The organism is Amycolatopsis japonica (assembly GCF_000732925.1).
In the GTDB taxonomy this organism is placed as follows: domain Bacteria; phylum Actinomycetota; class Actinomycetes; order Mycobacteriales; family Pseudonocardiaceae; genus Amycolatopsis; species Amycolatopsis japonica.
Genome location: NZ_CP008953.1, coordinates 3,540,576 through 3,561,640 on the forward strand (window position 1 = coordinate 3,540,576; position 21,065 = coordinate 3,561,640).

The 21,065-nt window shown below is 67.3% G+C and carries 23 protein-coding genes; 10 read left to right on the forward strand and 13 right to left on the reverse strand.

Annotated elements, in window-relative coordinates:
- Nucleotides 1-55 precede the first annotated feature (55 nt).
- The gene (locus AJAP_RS16590) at nucleotides 56-409 is read left to right on the forward strand and encodes an STAS domain-containing protein (protein ID WP_038512566.1); all 354 of its coding nucleotides are present in this window, start codon (nucleotides 56-58) and stop codon (nucleotides 407-409) included.
- Here AJAP_RS16590 and AJAP_RS16595 read toward each other — a convergent pair.
- From AJAP_RS16595 to AJAP_RS16610, 4 genes are all read right to left on the reverse strand, one after another.
- Complete coding sequence (locus tag AJAP_RS16595; RefSeq protein ID WP_051972486.1) at nucleotides 406-1,842, reverse strand: DNA polymerase ligase N-terminal domain-containing protein; 1,437 nt, start codon at nucleotides 1,840-1,842, stop codon at nucleotides 406-408. The genes AJAP_RS16590 and AJAP_RS16595 overlap by 4 nt on opposite strands.
- A gap of 128 nt (nucleotides 1,843-1,970) precedes the next feature.
- Nucleotides 1,971-3,980 carry an ABC transporter ATP-binding protein gene (locus tag AJAP_RS16600; protein ID WP_038512568.1) on the reverse strand — a complete coding sequence of 670 codons (2,010 nt, stop codon included), beginning with the start codon at nucleotides 3,978-3,980 and terminating at the stop codon, nucleotides 1,971-1,973.
- The gene (locus AJAP_RS16605; RefSeq protein ID WP_038512571.1) at nucleotides 3,980-5,713 is read right to left on the reverse strand and encodes an ABC transporter ATP-binding protein; all 1,734 of its coding nucleotides are present in this window, start codon (nucleotides 5,711-5,713) and stop codon (nucleotides 3,980-3,982) included. The genes AJAP_RS16600 and AJAP_RS16605 overlap by 1 nt, the downstream gene beginning before the upstream one ends.
- Nucleotides 5,714-5,743: 30 nt before the next feature.
- Complete coding sequence (locus AJAP_RS16610) at nucleotides 5,744-6,391, reverse strand: TetR/AcrR family transcriptional regulator (protein WP_038512574.1); 648 nt, start codon at nucleotides 6,389-6,391, stop codon at nucleotides 5,744-5,746.
- Nucleotides 6,392-6,664: 273 nt separating this feature from the next.
- On the opposite strand from AJAP_RS16610, the gene AJAP_RS16615 reads away from it, so the two are divergent.
- From AJAP_RS16615 to AJAP_RS16645, 7 genes are all read left to right on the forward strand, one after another.
- The gene (locus AJAP_RS16615) at nucleotides 6,665-7,891 is read left to right on the forward strand and encodes a sensor histidine kinase (RefSeq protein ID WP_038512576.1); all 1,227 of its coding nucleotides are present in this window, start codon (nucleotides 6,665-6,667) and stop codon (nucleotides 7,889-7,891) included.
- The gene (locus AJAP_RS16620; RefSeq protein ID WP_005159022.1) at nucleotides 7,888-8,322 is read left to right on the forward strand and encodes a roadblock/LC7 domain-containing protein; all 435 of its coding nucleotides are present in this window, start codon (nucleotides 7,888-7,890) and stop codon (nucleotides 8,320-8,322) included. Before AJAP_RS16615 ends, AJAP_RS16620 begins: the two co-directional genes overlap by 4 nt.
- Nucleotides 8,323-8,341: 19 nt before the next feature.
- Entirely contained in the window at nucleotides 8,342-8,725 is a 384-nt protein-coding gene (locus tag AJAP_RS16625; RefSeq protein WP_016334731.1) for a DUF742 domain-containing protein, read from the forward strand.
- A complete protein-coding gene (locus tag AJAP_RS16630; RefSeq protein WP_037338873.1) occupies nucleotides 8,700-9,317 on the forward strand; it encodes a GTP-binding protein in 618 nt (205 codons plus the stop codon). Before AJAP_RS16625 ends, AJAP_RS16630 begins: the two co-directional genes overlap by 26 nt.
- A gap of 24 nt (nucleotides 9,318-9,341) precedes the next feature.
- A complete protein-coding gene (locus AJAP_RS16635; protein ID WP_016334729.1) occupies nucleotides 9,342-10,568 on the forward strand; it encodes a styrene monooxygenase/indole monooxygenase family protein in 1,227 nt (408 codons plus the stop codon).
- A gap of 118 nt (nucleotides 10,569-10,686) precedes the next feature.
- Entirely contained in the window at nucleotides 10,687-11,541 is an 855-nt protein-coding gene (gene ku / locus AJAP_RS16640; protein WP_016334728.1) for a non-homologous end joining protein Ku, read from the forward strand.
- A 133-nt stretch (nucleotides 11,542-11,674) separates the two neighbouring features.
- A complete protein-coding gene (locus tag AJAP_RS16645) occupies nucleotides 11,675-11,887 on the forward strand; it encodes a hypothetical protein (RefSeq protein ID WP_084098194.1) in 213 nt (70 codons plus the stop codon).
- 170 nt (nucleotides 11,888-12,057) lie between these two features.
- Here the strand turns inward: AJAP_RS16645 and AJAP_RS16650 are convergent, their stop codons facing one another.
- From AJAP_RS16650 to AJAP_RS16670, 6 genes are all read right to left on the reverse strand, one after another.
- The gene (locus AJAP_RS16650) at nucleotides 12,058-12,279 is read right to left on the reverse strand and encodes a DUF2795 domain-containing protein (RefSeq protein ID WP_037340145.1); all 222 of its coding nucleotides are present in this window, start codon (nucleotides 12,277-12,279) and stop codon (nucleotides 12,058-12,060) included.
- A 149-nt stretch (nucleotides 12,280-12,428) separates the two neighbouring features.
- Complete coding sequence (locus tag AJAP_RS44370) at nucleotides 12,429-12,584, reverse strand: DUF6131 family protein (protein WP_007034891.1); 156 nt, start codon at nucleotides 12,582-12,584, stop codon at nucleotides 12,429-12,431.
- A 245-nt stretch (nucleotides 12,585-12,829) separates the two neighbouring features.
- Nucleotides 12,830-14,305 (reverse strand): adenosylhomocysteinase, encoded by a 1,476-nt coding sequence (gene ahcY / locus AJAP_RS16655; RefSeq protein ID WP_038512580.1) that lies wholly within the window; start codon nucleotides 14,303-14,305, stop codon nucleotides 12,830-12,832.
- A 244-nt stretch (nucleotides 14,306-14,549) separates the two neighbouring features.
- On the reverse strand, nucleotides 14,550-15,602 hold the full coding sequence (locus AJAP_RS16660; protein ID WP_038512583.1) for a DNA polymerase IV: 1,053 nt from the start codon (nucleotides 15,600-15,602) through the stop codon (nucleotides 14,550-14,552).
- A 9-nt stretch (nucleotides 15,603-15,611) separates the two neighbouring features.
- The gene (locus AJAP_RS16665) at nucleotides 15,612-16,037 is read right to left on the reverse strand and encodes a YciI family protein (protein WP_038512586.1); all 426 of its coding nucleotides are present in this window, start codon (nucleotides 16,035-16,037) and stop codon (nucleotides 15,612-15,614) included.
- 61 nt (nucleotides 16,038-16,098) lie between these two features.
- On the reverse strand, nucleotides 16,099-16,365 hold the full coding sequence (locus AJAP_RS16670; protein WP_038512588.1) for a DUF3040 domain-containing protein: 267 nt from the start codon (nucleotides 16,363-16,365) through the stop codon (nucleotides 16,099-16,101).
- A gap of 255 nt (nucleotides 16,366-16,620) precedes the next feature.
- On the opposite strand from AJAP_RS16670, the gene AJAP_RS16675 reads away from it, so the two are divergent.
- Nucleotides 16,621-17,679 (forward strand): cobalamin-independent methionine synthase II family protein, encoded by a 1,059-nt coding sequence (locus tag AJAP_RS16675; protein ID WP_038512591.1) that lies wholly within the window; start codon nucleotides 16,621-16,623, stop codon nucleotides 17,677-17,679.
- A 22-nt stretch (nucleotides 17,680-17,701) separates the two neighbouring features.
- On the opposite strand, the gene AJAP_RS16680 is transcribed toward AJAP_RS16675, so the two are convergent.
- Nucleotides 17,702-18,328, reverse strand: a complete 627-nt coding sequence (locus AJAP_RS16680) for a LysE family translocator (protein ID WP_037338861.1) — start codon at nucleotides 18,326-18,328, stop codon at nucleotides 17,702-17,704.
- Complete coding sequence (locus AJAP_RS16685; RefSeq protein WP_038512595.1) at nucleotides 18,325-18,891, reverse strand: GNAT family N-acetyltransferase; 567 nt, start codon at nucleotides 18,889-18,891, stop codon at nucleotides 18,325-18,327. The genes AJAP_RS16680 and AJAP_RS16685 overlap by 4 nt, the downstream gene beginning before the upstream one ends.
- A gap of 51 nt (nucleotides 18,892-18,942) precedes the next feature.
- Here AJAP_RS16685 and AJAP_RS16690 point away from each other — a divergent pair, with 51 nt between their 5' ends.
- Entirely contained in the window at nucleotides 18,943-19,716 is a 774-nt protein-coding gene (locus AJAP_RS16690) for an alpha/beta fold hydrolase (RefSeq protein WP_038523230.1), read from the forward strand.
- A gap of 516 nt (nucleotides 19,717-20,232) precedes the next feature.
- Here the strand turns inward: AJAP_RS16690 and AJAP_RS16695 are convergent.
- On the reverse strand, nucleotides 20,233-21,048 hold the full coding sequence (locus tag AJAP_RS16695; RefSeq protein ID WP_038512597.1) for a MerR family transcriptional regulator: 816 nt from the start codon (nucleotides 21,046-21,048) through the stop codon (nucleotides 20,233-20,235).
- Nucleotides 21,049-21,065 lie beyond the last annotated feature (17 nt).

A 21,065-nucleotide genomic window follows, 5' to 3' on the forward strand; every position in this document is an offset into this window, starting at 1 on the left:
CCGCCGTCGCCGAGTAACGTCGAGGGAACTTGGTGGTCTGGAGAGAGGCGCCCCAATGTTGCCTGGCCAGCGCGTACCCGGCGAAAAGCCGGACCTGGCCGTGAGCACCTGCCGCCGCAAGGACGGCGTCCTCATCCTCACCGCGGTGGGGGAGATCGACGCGGCGACCGTCGGACGCTTCCGCACCGAGCTCAGCGGTGCCTGCGTCAAGGGGAGGCACGTGATCCTCGACCTTTCCGGCGTCGGTTTCCTCAGCTGTGCCGGGTTGCAGGCACTCGAAGAGGCCAACGCGGCGTCACCCCGATTCTCGGTGATCGTGAAGACCGCTTTGGTGTCACGGATTCTGGACGTCAGCGGGGTCGGAGCCGACCTCGACGTCCGGTGGGACGTCGAGGACGTGATGCTCTAGTCGAGCTCGACCTCGTCGGCGGAGACGTCCGGCAGCAGGCCACGCCACCGCGGATTGCGCAGGCAGCCCGCGTCGGTCCAGCCGCCGAAGACGACCTCGCCGACGATGGTCGGCCGCGACCAGCGCGCGTCCCGAGCCTGTTTGTCCGGAACGGAATGGAACGGGGATGTCTTGCGCTCCAAGCGGAACAGCTGTTTGGAGAGTTCCTCCAGCTCGTCACCCGCGAAGCCGACACCGCAGTTTCCGATGTACTGCAAGCCGTCTTCGTGCGGGACGCCGAGCAACAGCGAGCTGAACGTGCCGGCCCGGCTGCCGCCACCCGGCCGCCAGCCGCCCAGTACCACTTGCTGCACCAGGGTTCCCGTGATGGAAAGCCATTCCCCGGTGCGCTTTCCGGGGTGGTACGCGGAGTCGGCCCGTTTGGCGACGACGCCGGCGAGTCCGTGTTCGCGAGCCGCCCTCGCGACCGCGCCACCGTCACCGAGGTAGTACCGGGGAACCTGCCAGTGCGGTCCGGCGAGCCCGAGTTCGTCGAGCAGTTCCCGTCGTTCGACATAGGGCGTCCCGACACACGAGCGGCCGTCGAGATGCACGAGATCGTTCACCAGGTAGAACGCCGGATACCGTGAGGTGAGCCGTTTGGCCGAGTTCTTCGTCGCCCGCGCGCGGTGCCCTAGCCCTTCCGCGCTCGGCTTGCCGCCGTCGAAGACGACGATTTCCCCGTCGAGGAAGACTTCCGTGGCCCCGAGTTGTTCGCCGAGACCGCGGAATTCGGGATACAGCCCGGTGACGTCGTCGCCCGAATCGTCGTAGGCGGTGATCCGGCCCCCGGATACGCGGATCAGCGTGCGGCGCCCGGACCAGTCGAATTCGTAAGCCCATTCCGGGTCTTCGCCGGTCGACGGGAGACGGCCCGGTTTGGTCAGCATCGGGGCGAGGAAAGAGGGGAGTTCCTTCCGGCCGGGGTCGGCGGGGTCGAGCCGTTTGAGCAGCCAGCCGTTGTCCCGTCCGTCCTTCTTCACGTTGAGGAACAGGTATTTCCCGCGTGCCCGTGCGCCGTGGAAGACGACTTCGACCTTGTGGTCGTTGAAGTGCAGCGTTTCGTACCGGCCGGTGTCCCAGATGGTCATGGTGCCGCCGCCGTATTCGCCCGCCGGGATCTCGCCTTCGAAGGTGAGGTATTCCATCGGGTGGTCTTCGGTGTGCACGGCCAGGCGCTCCTGGTCGGGCGCCATCGGCAGGCCCTTCGGCACCGCCCAGGAGACGAGGACCCCGTCCCGTTCGAGGCGGATGTCCCAGTGCAGGCTGCTCGCGTGATGTTCCTGGATGACGAAGAGATCGTCGGCCCCGGACTTCCCGTCGTGATCCGGCAGGGGTTCGGGAGTTCGCCCAGGTCTGCGCTTACGGCGGTATTCGCCGAGTTTCTCCGCCATGGTCGGCCGGCGCACCCCTTTCCGGATCGGGTCACGCAAGCCTAGCGCCGTTCACCGTCCTTCCGTGCGCCGAAGGTCCCTTTTCCCACGGTAAAAGGAGGAAAAGGGACCTTCGGCGCCGATGTGGTTCAGTCGGTCTCGGCCAGCGCCTCCGCGAACTGGGCGGCGTAGAGCCGGGAGTACGCACCACCGGTGAGCAGCAGCGTTTCGTGGTCGCCCTGTTCGACGATCGACCCGTTCTCCATCACCAGGATGACGTCCGCGTCGCGGATGGTGGAGAGCCGGTGCGCGATGACGAAACTCGTCCGTCCCTCGCGCAGCGAATTCATCGCCCGCTGGATCAGCACCTCGGTCCGCGTGTCGACCGAACTGGTGGCCTCGTCGAGGATGAGGATCGCGGGCTTCGCCAGGAACGCCCGTGCGACGGTGATCAGCTGTTTCTCGCCGGCACTGACCGTGCCGCCCTCGTCGTCGATCACCGTGTCGTAGCCGTCCGGAAGGGTGCGGACGAACCGGTCGACGTGGGTCGCCTTGGCCGCCGCCACGATCTCGTCCTGCGTGGCGCCCGCGGAACCGTAGGCGATGTTCTCCGCGATCGTGCCGCCGAACAGCCACGCGTCCTGCAGCACCATGCCCGTTTTGGCGCGCAGGTCTTCGCGGTCCATCCCGGCGATGTCGACGCCGTCGAGGGTGATCCTGCCGCCGTCGAGTTCGTAGAACCGCATGAGCAGGTTGACCAAGGTGGTCTTCCCCGCGCCGGTCGGGCCGACGATGGCGACGGTGTGCCCCGGTTCGACGGTGAGCGACAGGTCCTCGATGAGCGGTGTGTCCTCGGCGTACCGGAACGACACGTGCTCGAACTCGACCTGACCCCGCACCTGCTCGACCCGCGCGGGTTCGGCGGGTTCCGGCTCCTGCTCGTCCGCGTCGAGCAGCGCGAAGACCCGCTCCGCGGACGCGATACCGGACTGCAGCAGGTTCGCCATGCTGGCGATCTGGGTGACAGGCTGGCTGAACTGCCGTGAATACTGGATGAACGCCTGGACATCACCGAGCGACAGCGTCCCGGACGCCACCCGCAGCGCGCCGATCACGGCCACCAGCACGTAGCTCAGGTTGCCGATGAACATCATCGCGGGCTGGATGGTGCCCGAGATGAACTGCGCCTTGAAGCTCGCGCCGTAGAGCGTGTCGTTGTGCTCGCGGAAGACCTCCTCGGCCTCCTGGCGGCGGCCGAACACCTTGACCAGCGAGTGCCCGGTGTACATCTCCTCGATATGCGCGTTGAGCCGTCCGGTGGTGGACCACTGCTTGATGAACTGCGGCTGCGCCTTCTTGCCGATCTTGGCCGCGACGATCACCGACGCCGGCACCGAAAGCAGCGCGACCAGCGCGAGCACGGGCGAGATGACGAACATCATCACGAGCACGCCGACGACCATCAGCAGCGACGACACGATCTGCGCGAGGGTTTGTTGCAGTGACAGCGCGAGGTTGTCGATGTCGTTGGTCGCCCGGCTCAGCACCTCGCCGCGCGGCTGGCGGTCGAAGTAGCTCAGCGGGAGCTTGGCGAACTTCTCCTCGATCCGTTCCCGCAGGTCGAACACCGCCCGCTGGACCAGGTTCGTGGTCAGCCGCGCCTGCAGCAGCGAGAAGAACGACGCCACGATGTAGAGCAGCAGCACCCACAGCAGGACCTGGCCGACGGCGTCGAGATCGATGCGCTGGCCCGGGACGAAGTCGATCCCCGAGAAGAGATCGGCGAGGGTGTTATTGCCTTCAGCCCGCAGGCCGGCGATCACCTGCTCTTTGCTCACCCCCGCGGGCATGTCCTTCGCGACGACACCCGCGAAGATGAGGTCCGTCGCCATGCCGAGGATTTTCGGCCCGATGACGCTCAGCGCGACACTGGCGACGCCGAACACCAGGATGCCGTACAGCATGGCGCGCTGCGGTTGGAGCAGCCGCAGCAGCCGTTTCAAGGATCCCTTGAAGTCCAAGGCCTTCTCGGCGGACTGCCCGCCCATGAAGGCGGCGGGGCCGCGGCCGAGACCGCCTCCGCCGGGGCCGGGTCCCCGTGCCGCGCTCGCGCGCTCGCCCAGGGGTTTGGCCTTCGTAGTGGATTCGGGCGCGCTCATCAGGCGGCCTCCTGCTCGGTCAGCTGGGACAGCACGATCTCCCGGTAGGTTTCGTTGCCGTCCATGAGTTCGGTGTGCGTGCCGGTGCCGACGACGCGGCCTTCGTCGAGCACGACGATGCGGTCCGCGTGGCGGATCGTGCTGACCCGCTGCGCGACGATCACCACGGTCGCCTCGGCGGTCTCGGCCACGAGTGCCCGCCGTAGCGCGGCGTCGGTCGCGTAGTCGAGCGCGGAGAACGAGTCGTCGAAGAGATAGATCTCGGGGCGCCGCACCAGCATCCTGGCGATCGCGAGCCGCTGCCGCTGCCCGCCCGAGACGTTGGTCCCGCCCTGTGCGATGGGGGAGTCGAGCCCCTCGGGCATCCGTTCGACGAAGTCCTTGCCCTGCGCCACTTCCAGCGCGTGCCAGAGTTCCTCGTCGGTGGCGTCGGCCTTGCCGTAGCGAAGGTTGCTCGCGACCGTCCCGGCGAACAGGTACGGCTTCTGCGGCACCAGCCCGACGGCGTCGGAAAGCACGGTCGCGTCCAGTTCGCGGACGTCGACGCCGTCGACGCGCACCGAGCCGTCGGTGGCGTCCATCAGCCGGGGGATCAGATTGAGCAGCGTGGTCTTCCCGCTGCCCGTGCTGCCGATGATCGCGGTGGTCTCACCGGGCAGGGCCAGCAGCGAGATCTCCTGCAGCACCGGCTTCTCGGCGCCGGGGTAGCGGAATTCCACATCGGACAGTTCGAGCCGTCCGTGCACCTCGCCTGGGCTCACCGGATTCTCCGGGAGGACGACGCTGGTGTGCGTGTCCAGCACCTCGGTGATGCGCTCGGCGCTGACCTCGGCACGGGGCACCATCATGAACATGAAGGTGGCCATCATGACCGCCATCAGGATCTGCATCAGGTACGACAGGAACGCGGTGAGCGCGCCGATCTGCATGCTGCCGTCGTCGATGCGCAGCCCGCCGAACCACAGCACGGCGACGCTGGACGCGTTCATCACGAGCATCACGATGGGGAACATCAGGGCCATCAGCCTGCCGACGACCAGCGAGACGTCCAGCAGTTCGGTGTTGGCCTTCGTGAACCGCCGTCGCTCGTGGGTGTCCTTGACGAACGCGCGGATCACGCGGATACCCATGATCTGCTCGCGCAGGATCTGGTTGATCTTGTCGATGCGCTCCTGCATCAGCCGGAACGCCGGCCGCATCTTGGCGATGATGACCCCGACCGAGACACCGAGGATCGGCACCGCGAGCACCAGCAGCCACGAGAGCGTTACGTCCTGGTTCAGCGCCATGATGATGCCGCCGAAGCACATGATGGGCGCCGACACCATCAGGGTGAACGCCATCAACGTCAGCATCTGCACCTGCTGGACGTCGTTGGTCGTGCGGGTGATCAGGGACGGCGTCCCGAACTGGCCGACCTCGCGGGCGGAGAAGTCCTGGACCCGGTGGAAGATCGCGCCGCGGACGTCCCGGCCGACCGCCATCGCGGTGCGGGCGCCGTAGTAGACGGCGCCGATCGAACAAGCGATCTGCACCAGCGACACCAGCAGCATGACGCCGCCGACACCGAGGATGTAGTCGATGTCGCCCTTGACGACCCCGGAGTCGATGATGTCGGCGTTCAAGGTGGGGAGGTAGAGCCCGGCGAGGGTCTGGACGAACTGCAGCAGCACGATCAGCCACAGGTCTCGCCGGTACGGGCGCAGGTGAATGCGCAACAACTTCGTCAGCACAACGGTTTCTCCCCAGTGGTGGGTAGGGTGTTACTGCTTGTTCGGTTTCTTCACCGGTTCGGGTCCGGTGAGGGACGGGACGCCCGCGGCGGCCTCGTGCAGGAGGACCTCGAGCGTCTCCAGGAACCGCCCGGTGCCCTCGTTGATCAACCAGCTGAAGAACGCGGTCTTCACCGCGGACTCCACGATGGCCGCCATCAGCCGGGCGTTCAACGCGTTTTCCGGGCCCGCGCCCGCCCGTTCCAGGATGGCGTCGGCCAGCACCTGTTCGACCTTGGCGTGCGCCTTGAGGAATTCGCCCTGCATCGACGGGTGCAGGAGCAGCGACCTGGCCAGCTCGACCGCGTCGCGATTCGGTTCGCCCAAGCTGCCGTAGGCTTCCAGCGTCGCGGTTCCGACCGCTTCCCACAGCGTCTCTTCGGAAGGCCGCTCGCGCAGCGCCTCGCGCAGGAGTTCCTGCCGCTCGACGATGAACGAGCAGATCGCCTCCTCCTTGCTGGAGAAGTAGTTGTTGAACGTGCGCGGCGAGACACCCACGGCGTTGGCGATGTCTTCGACGCGTACCTGCTCGACACCCTTCTCCATCGCGAGCCTGAGCGCTGCCTCGCCCATGGCGCGACGGGCCGCGCGCTTCTTGCGTTCTCGCAGCCCCAAAGGCGCGGCCGGGTGGGAGGTCACGGCGTCAAGAGTAAGGAAAAGTTGCGGGGCACGCAAATTTATGCGCAGTCCGCACTTTTCGGACATCACCCGTGGCGTGCAACACGCAAGATGCAGCCGAATGGCCTAGCGCGCCGCGCTCACCAGCCGTAACGCGTTCGTGACCAGGTCACTGCCAGCGGTTGAACGGAAACCGACTGTGGACACGGATAGTGACTTCTGCTTGCATGGCCGTCGTTGTGCTGGGGAGTGCGACACGGGTCCGGGTATGCGAAGAGAAAGAAGTGGAAGCACATGGTGACGCGGGCTCGAGGCTTGCTTGACCGCTCACGGGTTCTTCTGGACCGTTCCAGGGTCGCCGCGGCGCAGTTCCTCGCCGCACCGCCCCGGCACGCTCCGTCGGCTCCACCGGTCGAACCGGAAGTGGAGCAGCGGCCTGCCGTGGAAGCGCCGGACGCCGGCGCGCTCGCGGGTGTCTGCTCCAACGTCGCGTTGCGCGACCTCAATCTGCTCGACCAGCTGCTCGCGCAGCTGGAGACGATGGAGGCGGGGGAGGAGAACTCCGACCGCCTCGCCGAGCTCTACCGGCTCGACCACCTGGCCACCCGGTTGCGGCGCAACGCGGAGAACCTGCGCGTGCTCGCCGGCCGGGACGCCGACGACACGACCGCCGGGATCTCTTCCGTGCTCGACGTGATGCGGGCGGCGATGTCGTCGATCGACCACTACTCGCGGATCACGATCGGCCGCGTCGTTTCGCTCGGTGTCGTCGGCTTCGCCGCCGAGGACGTCAGCCGGATCCTCGCGGAACTGTTCGACAACGCGGCGAACCAGTCGTCGCCGAGTTCTCCGGTCAGCGTCAGCGCGCATCTCACCGAACAGGGGAGCGTGCTGATCCGGATCGAGGACGAGGGCATCGGCATGCCGCCGGACCGGCTCGCGGTGCTGAACGAGCGGCTCGCGGCCGGCCCGGTGCTCGACGACGATTCCGTGCGGCATATGGGACTCGCGGTCGTCGGCAGGCTCGCCGACCGCCACGAGATCACCGTCAAACTCGACCGCCGCACCCCGCACGGCACGGTCGCCACCGTGCTGCTGCCGGTCCCGGTGGTCTCGGAACTGGCCGAGAAGCAGTGGTCCGGTTCGCAGACCGTCGTGCTGCCGCAGGCCAGGATCACCAACGGCGCGCCCGTGGGCGGGCCGGTCGCGACGCCGTCCGGGCTGCCGAGGCGCCGCCCGGCCCCCTCGGTGGAGCCGGAACCCGAACGGAAGCCCAGCCCGCGTCCGCGCTCGGCCTTCCAGCCGCCCGCCGACGGCGGCACCACGGCCAGCGGTCTTCCGCGCCGGGTTTCCCGCAGTATCAGGACTTTGCCCGACGAACCGGCCCCGCCGACCACCCCGCCCGCCGACGCGGCGGACGGGCACGAGGCGCTGCTGGCCGACCTCGATGCCTTCACCGACGGCGAGCGTGCCGCTCTCGACGACCGGCACGAGCGTGAGACCGGAGGAAACACCCAGTGACCGCCCAGGACGCGACCACGGATTTCACGTGGCTGCTCGACGACTTCGTGCGCAAGGTGCACGGCGCCAGCCACGCGCTGATCATGTCCGTCGACGGTTTCCCTTTGACCGCGTCGGAATCGGTGTCCAGTGACGACGCCGAGCAGCTCGCCGCCATCGCGAGCGGCCTGCTCAGCCTCGCGGGCAACAGCGCCGCGCTGTTCGGCAAGGGCAACTGCGAGCAGATCATCATCCGGCTGACCCGCGGGTACTTCCTGTTCATGGGGATCGGTGCCGAAGCGGGGCTCGCGGTGCTCACCGAACCGGACTGCGACATGAAGGTCGTCGCCTACGAGATGACCCAGTTCATCACCAACGCCGGTCACGCCCTCACCCCCGAGGTGCGAGCGGGGCTCCGGCAGGTCCTGACCGCCCGACGGCCGCAGGCCTGAGAATCCGGAGAAGGAAGGGATGACCGTGTCCAGCGACCAATCTCCGGACCGGCCCGTCAAGATGCGCAGCCGCAGAATCCGGCCGTACGCGCTGACCGGCGGCCGGACCAAGAGCAGCCAGCTGCTGCTGGTGGAGACCCTGATCTCGGTCCCGCGTTACGACCCGTCGCTGGCCGAGGCGCTGATGCCCGAATCGCGCTCGCTGTACGAGCGCGCCCGCGAACGCTCGTCGATCGCCGAGCTTTCGGTGGGACTGGATCTGCCACTGGGTGTGGTCCGGGTGCTCATCGGCGACCTCGCCACCCAGGGCGCCGTCTTCGTGCACCCGACGGCCCACGCCTACAACCACGATACGAACGTGCTCGAGAGGATCCTCGATGGACTCAAGCGCCTCCCGGTCTGACGCCGATCTGCTGGCGATCTCCGCCAAGATCGTGGTCGCCGGTGGATTCGGCGTGGGCAAGACGACGTTCGTCGGCTCCGTCTCCGAGGTCCCGCCCCTGAGCAACGAAGCCTGGATGACCGAGGCCGGGGCCGGGGTCGACGAGCTGGTGCCACCCGGAACCAAATCCACCACCACGGTCGCGATGGACTTCGGCCGGATCACCCTGCGTGAAGACCTGCTCCTGTACCTGTTCGGCACACCCGGCCAGGCCCGGTTCTGGTTCCTCTGGGACGACCTTTCGCGCGGCGCGCTCGGTGCCGTCGTGCTGGTCGACACCAGCCGGATCGACCAGTCGTTCGCCGCGATCAACTACTTCGAGAACGATTCGGAGCTGCCGTTCATCGTCGCGGTCAACCAGTTCGAGGGGATGCCGGTGCACGACCTCGAAGAGGTCCGCGACGCGCTGGCGCTCTCCCCGGACATCCCGCTGGTCACCTGCGACGCCCGCGACCCGAAGTCGGCGGTCGCGACGCTGCAGGAACTGGTGTCGCACACGTTGTCCCTCGCCGTGGTCTCCGGGCCAGGGCGGGAATTTGCCTCACTTGGCTGAACGGTTCTGGGAGGAACGCAGAGGATGCGCAAGGTTCTGATCGTCGGTGCCGGGCAGTCAGGGTTGCAGCTGGCCTTGAGCCTGCTGTCCCACGACTACGACGTCACGGTGATGTCGGCGCGGACGCCGGACGAGATCCGCTCCGGCAAGGTGATGTCGACCCAGTGCATGTTCCATTCGGCTTTGCAGCACGAGCGGGACCACAAGCTGAACCTGTGGGAGGACGAGACCGTCAAGGTCGAGGGACTCGGCGTTTCCATCGCCGGCCCGGACTCCAGCCGGGTGCTGGACTGGTTCGGGCCGCTGGAGCACTACGCGCAGTCTGTCGACCAGCGGGTGAAGATGGCGGCCTGGCTGGAACTGGTGGAGGACCGCGGCGGCAAGGTCGTCATCCACGGCGTCACCACCTCGGATCTGGCTCCGCTGGCGAAGCTGTACGACCTGGTGGTCATCGCGGCGGGCAAGGGCGAACTGGTCCAGCTGTTCGACCGGATCCCGGAGCGTTCGCCGTACACCGAACCCCAGCGCGCGCTTTCGCTCGCGTACGTCCACGGGCTGGAGCGCCGGCCCGAGCACCCGGACAAGGCGGCGGTGCGGTTCAACATCATCCCCGGTGTGGGTGAACTGTTCATGATCCCCGCGTACACGCTGAGCGGGAACTGCGACATCCTGTTCTTCGAAGGGATTCCCGGCGGCCCGCTCGACTGCTGGGACGACAGGCCGACGCCCCAGCAGCATCTCGACCGGATCCTGTCGCTGATGAAGCAGTTCCTCCCGTGGGAGTACGAGCGTTCGCGGAATGCCGTGCTGACCGACGACAAGGCGACGCTGGCGGGCGGGTACACGCCGGTCGTGCGGAACGCGGTCGGCAAGCTGGGCTCGGGGACCGCGGTGCTCGGCATGGCCGACGTCGTGGTGGCCAACGACCCGATCACCGGCCAGGGCTCCAACAACGCGAGTCACTGCGCGGCGTCCTATCTGGACTCGATCCTCGAACGCGGGGACAAGCCGTTCGACGAGGAGTGGATGACCGCGTCGTTCGAGAAGTACTGGGAGTACGCCCAGCACGTCACGACCTGGACGAACGCGATGCTGCAGCCGCCGCCCCCGCACGTGCTCCAGATCATCGGCGCGGCGGGGGAGAACCCCGCCGTGGCGAAGCGGTTCGCGAACGGGTTCTCCGATCCGACCGACTTCCAGCACTGGTTCCTCGATCCCGCGAAGGCGGAGAAGTACCTGGCCGAGGCCTGATTCCGGTAGTGCGACAGTCCCGCGTCCGAGTGTGCGGGACTGTCGCGGTGCGCCGTTTCGGGCTACCGTTGTCACCGTGCGTGAGTACGGTCGGTGACGGCAGCGGAGGTGCGGCTCGATGCGTTCGATGTGGAAGGGCTCGGTGTCCTTCGGGCTGGTGAGCATCCCGATCCAGCTCTACGCGGCCACGGAGAACAAGAACGTCTCGTTGCGCCAGGTGCACGAGGCCGACGGCGGCCGAATCCAGTACAAGCGGTTCTGCACGATCGACGGCGAGGAAGTGCCCTACGCCGAGATCGCCAAGGGGTACGAACTGCCCGACGGCGAGATGGTCGTGCTCACCGACGAGGACATGTCCGAACTGCCGCTGGCGTCGTCGCGGGCGATCGACGTGCTCGAGTTCGTGCCGCTGGAGTCCATCGACCCGATCCAGTTCGACAAGACCTACTACCTCGAACCGCAGAAGAACGCCGTCAAACCGTACGTGGTCCTGCGTGACGCGCTGCAGAAGGCGAGCCACGTGGCGGTCGCGAAGGTCGCCATCCGGCAGCGGGAGACGCTCGCGATCCTGCGGGTGCACAGCGACGTCCTGACGATGACGACGATGTTGTGGCCCGACGAGGTCCGCGTCCCGGATTTCGGTTTCCTGCACGACGATCCGCCGCAGGTGCGGCCGCAGGAACTGACGATGGCGGGCTCGCTGATCGACTCGCTGTCGGAGCCGGTGTTCGAACAGGACAAGTACACGGACTCCTACCGTGAGGCGCTGGAGGCCATGATCGAGGCCAAGGCCGCGGGGAACGAGACGACCAAGCCGAAGGCCGTCGGCGCGAAGGCCGACGTCGTCGACCTCATGGAGGCCTTGCAGGCCAGTGTGAGCGAGGCGAAGAAGAGCCGGAAGCCGTCGACGGCCAAGAAGGCCACCGCGGCGAAGAAACCCGCGTCCGGCAAGCGAACCCCGAAGAGTGCCTGACCCTCCTTTGTGGACTGTTGTGCCCGGTGTCACCCCGCCGGGTGCCGCGACACGCCGCGCGTATGCCAGGATCTGTCGTCCCTCGGTGGTAGTAAGGCAATCGAGGAGAACTTTCCTGAGCGCGGGAGGCGGTATGAGCATGGAGTGCGCGTTCTGCGCCGTCGGACTCGACCACTGCCACGGCACCCTGGTGGTCCACCTCGACGGTGGCTTCACCGAATGCAGCGAAGACGGCTGCGTCGACTTCGACTTCGCGCGGCACACGCTGACGATCGACTGCTTCGACGTCGACGGTGGCTGCTCGTGCGCGGAGGTTTCGGCCCAGGCGCTGCTGCGGGCTTCTTGACCGGCGGCCAATACACCAATCCGGCCCGATTCGGGTGATCGAGACCGATTGCCACTCGAAGGTGTAGGCGTTCGTGTACATCGCGGCCGGGAATGTGTTAACTATGACGGGGTCCTCCGGCTCTCCCTCCCCCTCGGAGCCGGGGGACCCCTTCATGTCACGGGTTCATGTCACGGTGCTTCCTTCGCGGTGTCGTGGATCGAAGCGCCGTCGCAGGCGCACACCGCGTCCCAGACCCCGTCTCCGTCCGCGTAGTCACGCGCGGGAAGGGCACCCAGTGGGCCGAGCACCTCGTCGCCCGCGCCAGCCGCGGCGGCGGCCCGCAGGAGTTCGTCGCGTCCGCACGGATAACGCGCCTCCGTCAAGTACGGGCGCGGGTCTGTTCCTGCCATCGGCTCTCCCTCCTTCTCCTTGTCCGGTGCGGATACCCGGCCGACGGAGGACGGAAACAGCCCGGGCACCCGGCGTGAGGGGAACGCCGGGTGCCCGGGCTGTTTCAGCGCCGGCACCGGGGGGCTCGGTACCGGTTTCGGTTCGGTGCTCAGTACCAGTGGGCGCGACCGCCGATGGCCTTCCCGGTGTTCCCGAGAACGGCCAGGATGATGCCGATGACCGCCAGCGCGATCCCGATCGAGTACAGGACGGGAATGCTGGCGATGACACCGACGACAATCAGGATGACGCCGAGAATGATCACGGGAACACCTTCTCCTTCGTAGTCGCCCGGCCCGAGTGCTGCCGGGGTGTGGCTACGCAAGGGATTCCCGCCCCGAAATCGCGAGAAACAGGTCCATCCGGCCGAAGTTTTCACGCATTCGGCCTAACGGCTTCAAGTGCCCCCGCGCCTGCCCGAGTACATGAAGGCCCCCTTCCTTGCGCTAGACGCAAGGAAGGGGGCCTTCATGTACTTCAGCGAGCAAGGGCCGCTGTGGCGTGAAGCACTCAGTACCGGTAGTGGTCCAGCTTGTACGGACCCTCGACGTCCACGCCGATGTACTCGGCCTGGCGCTTGGTCAGCTTGGTCAGCCGGACACCCAGCGCGTCCAGATGCAGGCGGGCCACCTTCTCGTCGAGGTGCTTCGGCAGCACGTGGACGTCGGTGGCGTACTCGCCGGGCTTCGTGAACAGCTCGATCTGCGCGATCGTCTGGTTGGTGAAGGAGTTCGACATCACGAAGCTCGGGTGGCCGGTCGCGTTCCCGAGGTTCATCAGCCTGCCCTCGGAGAGCACGATGATCGAGTGCGCCTCGCGGTCCGCCGTCGCGGGGAAGACCCACTCGTGCACCTGCGGCTTGACCTCGATCTTCTGGATGCCCGGGATCTTCGCGAGGCCCGCCATGTCGATCTCGTTGTCGAAGTGGCCGACGTTCGCGACGATCGCGTTGTGCTTCATCTTGGCCATCTGGTCGGCCATGATGATGTCGAAGTTGCCGGTGGTGGTGATGAAGATGTCGCCGCGCTCGACGACGTCGTCGAGTTCCACGACGTCGAGGCCCTCCATCGCCGCCTGCAGCGCGCAGATCGGGTCGATCTCGGTGACGACCACACGGGCGCCCTGGCCGCGCAGCGATTCCACCGCGCCCTTGCCGACGTCGCCGTAGCCGCAGACGACCGCGACCTTGCCCGCGATCATCACGTCGGTGCCGCGGTTGAGACCGTCGATGAGCGAGTGGCGGATGCCGTACTTGTTGTCGAACTTCGACTTCGTCACCGAGTCGTTCACGTTCATCGCCGGGAAGAGCAGCTCGCCTTCCTTGGCGAGCTTGTAGAGCCGCTTGACGCCGTTGGTGGTCTCCTCGGTGACCCCGCGGACCTCCTTGGCGATACGGGTGAACCGGCCGGTGTCGCGGCCGAGGCTCTCGCGCAGGGTCTCCAGGACGAGGCCGTACTCTTCGCCGTCCTCCTCGGTCGCCTGCGGGACGGCGCCCGCCGCCTCGAACTCGACGCCCTTGTGGATCAGCAGGGTCGCGTCGCCGCCGTCGTCAAGGACCATGTTCGGGACGCGGCCGTCACCGAAGTCGAAGAGCTGGTCGGTGCACCACCAGTATTCGGCGAGCGTCTCGCCCTTCCACGCGAACACCGAGGAGCCCGAGGGGTTCTCGACGGTGCCTTCCGGGCCGACGACGACGGCCGCGGCGGCCTCGTCCTGCGTGGAGAAGATGTTGCAGGACACCCAGCGCACCTCGGCGCCCAATGCGACGAGCGTCTCGATCAGCACGGCGGTCTGGACGGTCATGTGCAGCGAACCGGCGACCCGGGCGCCCTTCAGCGGCTGCGAGTCGGCGTATTCGCGGCGCAGCGCCATCAAGCCGGGCATCTCGACCTCGGCGAGGCGCAGCTGCTTGCGGCCGGCCTCGGCGAGGGAAAGGTCGGCGACGGCGAATTCGATCCCGTTGACCTTGGACAGGGTGGGGCTCACTGGTTCTCCATTCATCGAGGAAGGCAGGGCGGAGCGGTCCTTCTCGCCGGTGGCGGGAAAGACGGTGTCAGTACGGGGGTTCAGCGCACGGCCTCGAAGGCCGGAAAAGGGTTCTGACGCAAGAAAGGCACCTCCACAGTGGGAGGCGCCCTTACGTCTGTCGCGGCGGGCCGAGCGTGGCGGAAGAATTCCGTCGCAGCGCCTCTCGACCCGGAACCAGAATGGCAAAGCGCCGCGAGCGCTGTCAAGGCGACGCGGATCGCTCCGCAGCCGAGAGGAATTCGGCGCGCACGCCCAGCAGCCGGACCGGCCTGCCGAGGTCGAACATGCCGAGGACGGCCAGCGCCGCCTTCTCGATCTCGGCGGGATCCGAGGTTCGCGCGGGCAGGGTCATGCTGTGCGTATGGGTCTGGAACGGCGCGAACCGGACCTTGACCGCGACCCTGGCGGCGGGCCTGCCTTCCTCGGCGACGTCTTCTGAGACCCGTTTCGCCAGCGCGGCGATCTCCGCGGACATCACTTCGGGATCGGTGATGTTCTGCTGAAAAGTCGTCTCGCGGCTACGGGACCGTGCGACATAGGGCGTCGCGGTGACCTCGGCGTCGCCGAGCCCGCCGGCGAGGATGCGGTACCACGGGCCGAGCTTCGGGCCGAACCGGGCCGCGAGGTCCGCCGGATCGGCGCCCGCCAGTTCCAGCACGGTGTGATAGCCGGCCTCGGCGAGCTTCTTCGTGGTCTTGCTGCCGATGCCCCAGAGCGCGTCCGTCGGCTCTTCGGCCATGACCTCCCACCAGTTGTCCTGGACGAGACGGAAGATCCCCGCCGGTTTGGCGAAGCCGGTGGCGAGTTTGGCGCGCAGCTTGTTGTCCCCGATGCCGACCGAACAGGAGAGCCCGGTCTCGTCGGCCACCTCCCGCCGGATGTCGGCGGCGAGCGCTTCGGGATCGGCGGTGGTGACGCCGAGGAACGCTTCGTCCCAGCCGAGCACTTCGACGACCACCGGGAATTCCCGCAGTGTCGCCATCACGCGATCGGAGACTTCCTGGTACGCGGGCGCGTCCGTGGCGAGAAAGATCGCGTCGGGGCAGCGTTTCGCGGCGGTTCGCAACGGCATCCCGGACCGGATGCCGAACTCCCGCGCCTCGTATGACGCCGTCGCCACCACGGCCCGTTCGGACGGATCGCCCGTGCCGCCGACGACCACGGGCTTACCGCGCAGCTCAGGCCGCCGGGAGACCTCGACCGCGGCGATGAACTGGTCGAGGTCGACGTGAAGCACCCACTCCCGGCCGGCCATGAGCCGACCTTAGGCCCGTTCCGCGATCTCGTCGCGCATCCGCTGCTCGTTCTCCTGCAGTTCGGGCGTGAAGTTCTCACCGAAATCCTCGGCTTCGAGGATCTTGCGGACCTCGAGCACGGTGTCGCCGGTCGGGGGAGTGGGGCAGCGCTTCGCCCACTCGATCGCTTCGGCGCGCGACGGGACATCGACGATCCAGAAGCCGCCGACGAGTTCCTTGGCCTCGGTGAACGGGCCGTCGGTGACGGTCGCCCCGGCAGCGCTGAGCGTGACCCGCGCGCCCTTCGAACTCTCCTGCAGCCCTTCGCCGCCCACCAGTACTCCGGCGTCGAGCATCTCCTGGTTGAACTTCGCCATGGCGGTCAAGGCCTCCATCGGCGGCATCTTCCCGGCTTCGGAATCTTCGTCCGACTTGATGATGATCATGAACCGCATACGTCTTCCTCCCAGTGAACCGGACGTTTCGCCCGGACTCTACCGGCGGTGGGGAAGACGATCAGTCGCGCCCGAACCGGGACAGATGGACGATCACCGCCGTGGTCACGGTGATCATCCCGGTCAGCAGTAGGGCCGGGCTGTTCAGCATCAAGCCGAGCAGCATCAACAGGCTCGCGGTGATGTCGAGGCTCAGGAGGACGGCGAGCCGGAGGAGTGGGGGCCGGGCGGGCCTGCCTGCGCGGAGCCGGGCGGCCAGCGCCGGTTCGGTGAGCTCGAACCAGCGCTCGATCTTCTCCAGCTCTTGCCGATCGTGATGGCTCAGCATCGGTTTCTCCTTCGGCGCGCCCCGGCCGTCGACAACGACGGAATACCCAGGAGCGAGGCTGGATAAGCATCGAATTTCACTCTCGTTCGTATAACGACCTATACGCACGGGCGAAAGCAAGGTCGATTTCGATCGAATGGTTGCGCCATTAGGGGTTTCGGCACGGGAAAAGATCGTCACGGAAGGGAGATCTCGGTAGCTTCTGCGCCTGTGGCCAGGGTGGCCGCGCTTGCGCCATCTGGGAGGACCTGAGCGATGACCATCCCCACCGAACCGATCGGCAGCATTCCCCGGCCCGGCTATCTCGTCGAGGCGCTCGGCGAGCACGCGGCAGGGCGGCTCGACGCCGACGGACTCGGCGAGTTGCACGAAAAAGCTCTCGTGGACACCATCAAGCGCCTGGAGGAGACCGGCTCCCCGGTCATCACCGACGGAGAACAGGGCAAGCCGAGCTTCGCCACGTATCCCTTGGCGGGCCTGACTTCGCTGGCTCCGGACGGTGTCGTGATCCCGTTCGCCGACGGGCACACCCGGCAGCTCCCGAGGCTCACCGCCGGACCGTTCCGCTATCAGGCCTACGCCGACTCTTATCTGCGTGAGGCGAAGAAGTATGCGACCAAACCGGTGAAGCAGGCGGTGATCGCGGCTTCGGCGATCAGTCTCGTCTATCCCGGTGAGGAATTGGCGGGATATGACAAAGAACAGTTCATCGCCGACCTGGTGAACGAAGCGGAGGCCGATATCCGCCGCAGTCTCGACGCGGGCGCGGACAGCGTGCAGATCGACTTCACCGAGGCCAGGTTGTCGCTGAAGCTCGATCCGTCGGGCGGCCTGCTCCAGTCCTTTGTGGACTTGAACAACGCGGTTCTGGACCGCTTCTCCGACGAGGAGCGGAAGAAGATCGGCGTGCACACCTGTCCCGGTGGAGACCAGGACTCCGTGCACAGCCTCGATGTCGATTACGCAGGACTGCTGCCGACGCTGTTCCAGCTGAAGGTCGGCAACGTCTACGTCCAGCTCGCCAGTGAGGCGGATCCCGAACGGGCGTTGCGCGTGATCGCCGAGCATGCGGGGCCGGACCAGCGGGTCTTCGTCGGCGTGACCGACCCGATCGACCCGCGGGTCGAAACCGCCGAGGAGGTCCGGGACAGGGTTCTGCAGGCGGCGCGATACCTCCCGCCGGAGCGGCTGGGCACCTGTGACGACTGTGGGTTCTCCCCGTTCGCCGACGACACCTCGACGTCGCGGGACATCGCGTTCGCCAAGATCGCCGCCCGCGTCGAAGGGACGCGTCTCGCCGCCGAAGCGCTCTGACGCCGGGTGATGGGCGCCTTCGTCAGTTCTGGACCGCGACCCGGATGCCGAGTCCGACCAGGAAGGTGCCCATCACCGCGTCCATCATGCGCCGGACGCGGCCGGAGCTGAAGAATCGCCGCAGCGAACCGACCAGCGTCGCGAGGACGAACGTCCAGACGACGGCCACGGTGGTGGCCAGCACGGCGAGCTGCAGGGTCTGCGCGGTCGAGGCCGAATGCGGGAGGAACTGGGGGATGAGCGCGAGGAAGAACATCGCGACCTTCGGGTTGAGCAGGTTGGTGAGCAGTCCCTGCCGGAACGCCTCCTTGGGCGCGATGACCGGTGCGACCTTGTCCTTGAGTTCGCTGTAGTCGCCGCGGCGCACCGCCAGCCACGCCTTGACGCCGAGAAAGATCAGATACGCGGCGCCGATCAGTTTCACCACGGTGAACGCGATCGCCGAAGCGGTGAGGATCGCCGCGACCCCGAGCGCGATCGCGACCACCCAGACGAAGACGCCGAGCGCGATGCCGAGTCCGGCGGAGATGCCGGCCTTGCGCCCGCCGAGGATCGCGCTGCGGGTCACCACCAGGAAATCCGGGCCCGGCGCCATCGCCCCGAGCAGGCAGATCAAGACGAACGAGAGTGCGGTGGCCCCGGAAATCATGCTTCGATGCTATCCGGCTCGTCGATGTCCCTGGCCATCACGGCGCCCGGCACGTCCACGCCGTCGGGCGTCGTCACCGTCACCCGTTCGACCTCGGTGAAGCCGAACGCGAGGTACAGCGGGACGCCGGGCAGCGTCGCCGTCAGGGTGAGCGAGCTGAAGCCCTCTGCCTTCGCCGCGAGACGGCAGGACTCGAGGATCGCGCGCCCGAGCCCGCGCCGGGTCCAGTCGGCGCGGACGAACATGGCGCGCACCCGCGCCGGTTCGATGGCCGGATCGAGAGGGCGGTCGTCGTCCGCCGCGTCGCCCGCGCCGGCGTGCGTTCTGTTGCGCCTGCTCCAACCCCCGCAGGCGACGATCTCGCCGTCGGCCTCGTGGACGAAGTAGGTGCCGTCTTCGATCAACCGCAGATCGAGGCTCGCGATATGTTCGGCCGCGCTGAGGGTCTGCCGCTCGTCGTAGAACCGGGGGAACAACTCCAGCACCGAGGCCCGCATCAGCGCCGAGATGGCGGGCGCGTCGGCGAGGGTGGCCGCCCGCTGCGGTGGCGTGTAGGTCGTCATGCCGCGGAAGATAGCCAATCAAGGCGCCGTCGCCCATCGGATAATCCCGTGGTGATCACCGACGACGGATGTGAACTGTGGACCTCGGCGACCGGCCGGGGTGAGCCGATCCTGTGCTGCCACGGCGGGCCCGGCCTGTGGGACATGTTCGGCACCCTCGACCTCGGTCCGCGATTCCGGTTGATCCGATGGGATCAGCGTGGTGCCGGGCGTTCGGAAGCACGCGGCCCGTACACACTCGAACGGATGGTCGCCGACGTTGACGCCGTCCGGGAATGGCATGGCCTGGATCGCGTCCCGGTCCTCGGGCATTCGTGGGGTGCGCACCTCGCCCTCCTGTACGCGCTCGCACATCCGGAACGAGTGAGCGCGCTCGTCTACGTGTCGGGTGTTGGCCTCGGGCACGAATGGCACGCGGAGTTCAAACGGAACTTCGAGCGGGTGCTGGGGGAGGAGCTCCGCGGGGAAGGCCGCGAACGCGCGGTACGGCAATGGACCGCCGATTTCGTGACCGACGGCGAGCGCCACGCCGAAGCGATGGCCACGCCTTGGTTTCCGGTCAACTACGAGGCGAACGCGGCGCTGAGCGAGGAGATGCGGACGGTGCCGGAGGCGGAACTCGTCGCGGCCTGCCGGTCGCTGCGGGTGCCGACGCTGATCGTGGACGGGATGGCGGACACCCGGCCACGGTGGGCCGTCGACTCGCTGGAGCAGGCGTTGCCTTCGGTGACCCGGGTGCGGTTCGACGGGGTCGGGCACGTGCCTTGGCTTGAGGCGCCTGGTGAATTCCGGGCCGCGGTGACCGATTTCCTCGCGGCCTCGTGACGGTTCGCTTGAGGGGTAAGTCAAATGTGGCGTAGGGGGTCACCGCGCTCTTTCGCGACACGGGCGCCAGCGGCGAAGTCGTCGGCGCGAGCGAGTGACCGGGGTGAAGGCTCCCTTCACCGCGTTAGACGCGGTGAAGGGAGCCTTCACCCACCACCGACCCCTTTGCCTTACCGCTCAATAACCGAGGGTGTCTTGGCCGCCTACCGGCTTCCGGCTGTGTCGGTCCCACGCTTCGGTTCGTGAGGGTTCGGGAGGTGTGTCGCGAAAGCCACTTTCGGGACATCAGACGTCGCGAAAGTGGCTTTCGCGACACGATCGCCAGGGAGGTATGGGCCCGGCCACGGCCGACGTTGCGAAAGCCACTTTCGCAACCTTCAACGTTGCGAAAGTGGCTTTCGCAACCCGGTCAAGGCCGGCACCCAGCGGTCGTGCGTGGACGACACGGGTGATCATGGACGACTCCTGACCCAACCGTCCTTGCCACTCACGAGGCGCGGGCACTCCACGACCTGGTCAGGCCTTGGTGATCGGCTGCTGCAGCTCGGTGACCCACTGGTCCCCGTCGTCCGGGCACTCGAGGTAGAACTCCCGCGCCGGGCCGTTCGCGCGGTAACCGTGCGCGTCGACCCATTTCGCCAGCGCCTGGTAGCTGGAAAGCACGGTCTCCATCGAGCCGCGGTGCAGGATCGTCGCCGCGGTCGCGACTTCGGCGAGGCGGACGGTCGAGAAGCCTTCGGTGCCGTCGGTTTCGGCCGAGATCGGGACGGCGGCGTGGATCAGCACCCGTTCGCCGTCGGGGTCGTCCTCGTAGTAGGCGATGAGCGGTCCGGACGGCGTGATCGGGCCGAGCGCACCGAACAGTTGCTTGTAGAGCCCTTGCACGACGGGCCCGATCTCCTCGTTCACGTATCCGCCCGCCGTCCCGGTGAGCTCGGCGACGCGCACCGCGGGCAGGCTTTTGACGACGACGTCTTCGGAAGGCATGGTTCCCTCGCTTTCGATCGACCGGAGCCTCGCTTCGACGGCCTTGAGCCGGGCCTCGTCGGCCGCGATGGCCGCTTCGAGTTCGGCACGCCGCAGCCGCAGCATTCCGCGCAACTCGTCGACGCCGATCTCCGCGTCGAGGATCTCCTGCACCTGGGTGAGCGTGAAGCCGAGGTCCTTGAGCGCGATCACCCGGTTGAGCCTGGCCAGCTGCTCGCCGGTGTAGGACCGGTAGCCGCTGAACGGGTCGACGTGGGCGGGCCGCAGCAGCCCGATGGCGTCGTAGTGACGCAGCATCCGGACCGACACCCGGCCGTGCTTGGCGAAGTCTCCGATACCGAACATGGTCCTCCCACCAGACA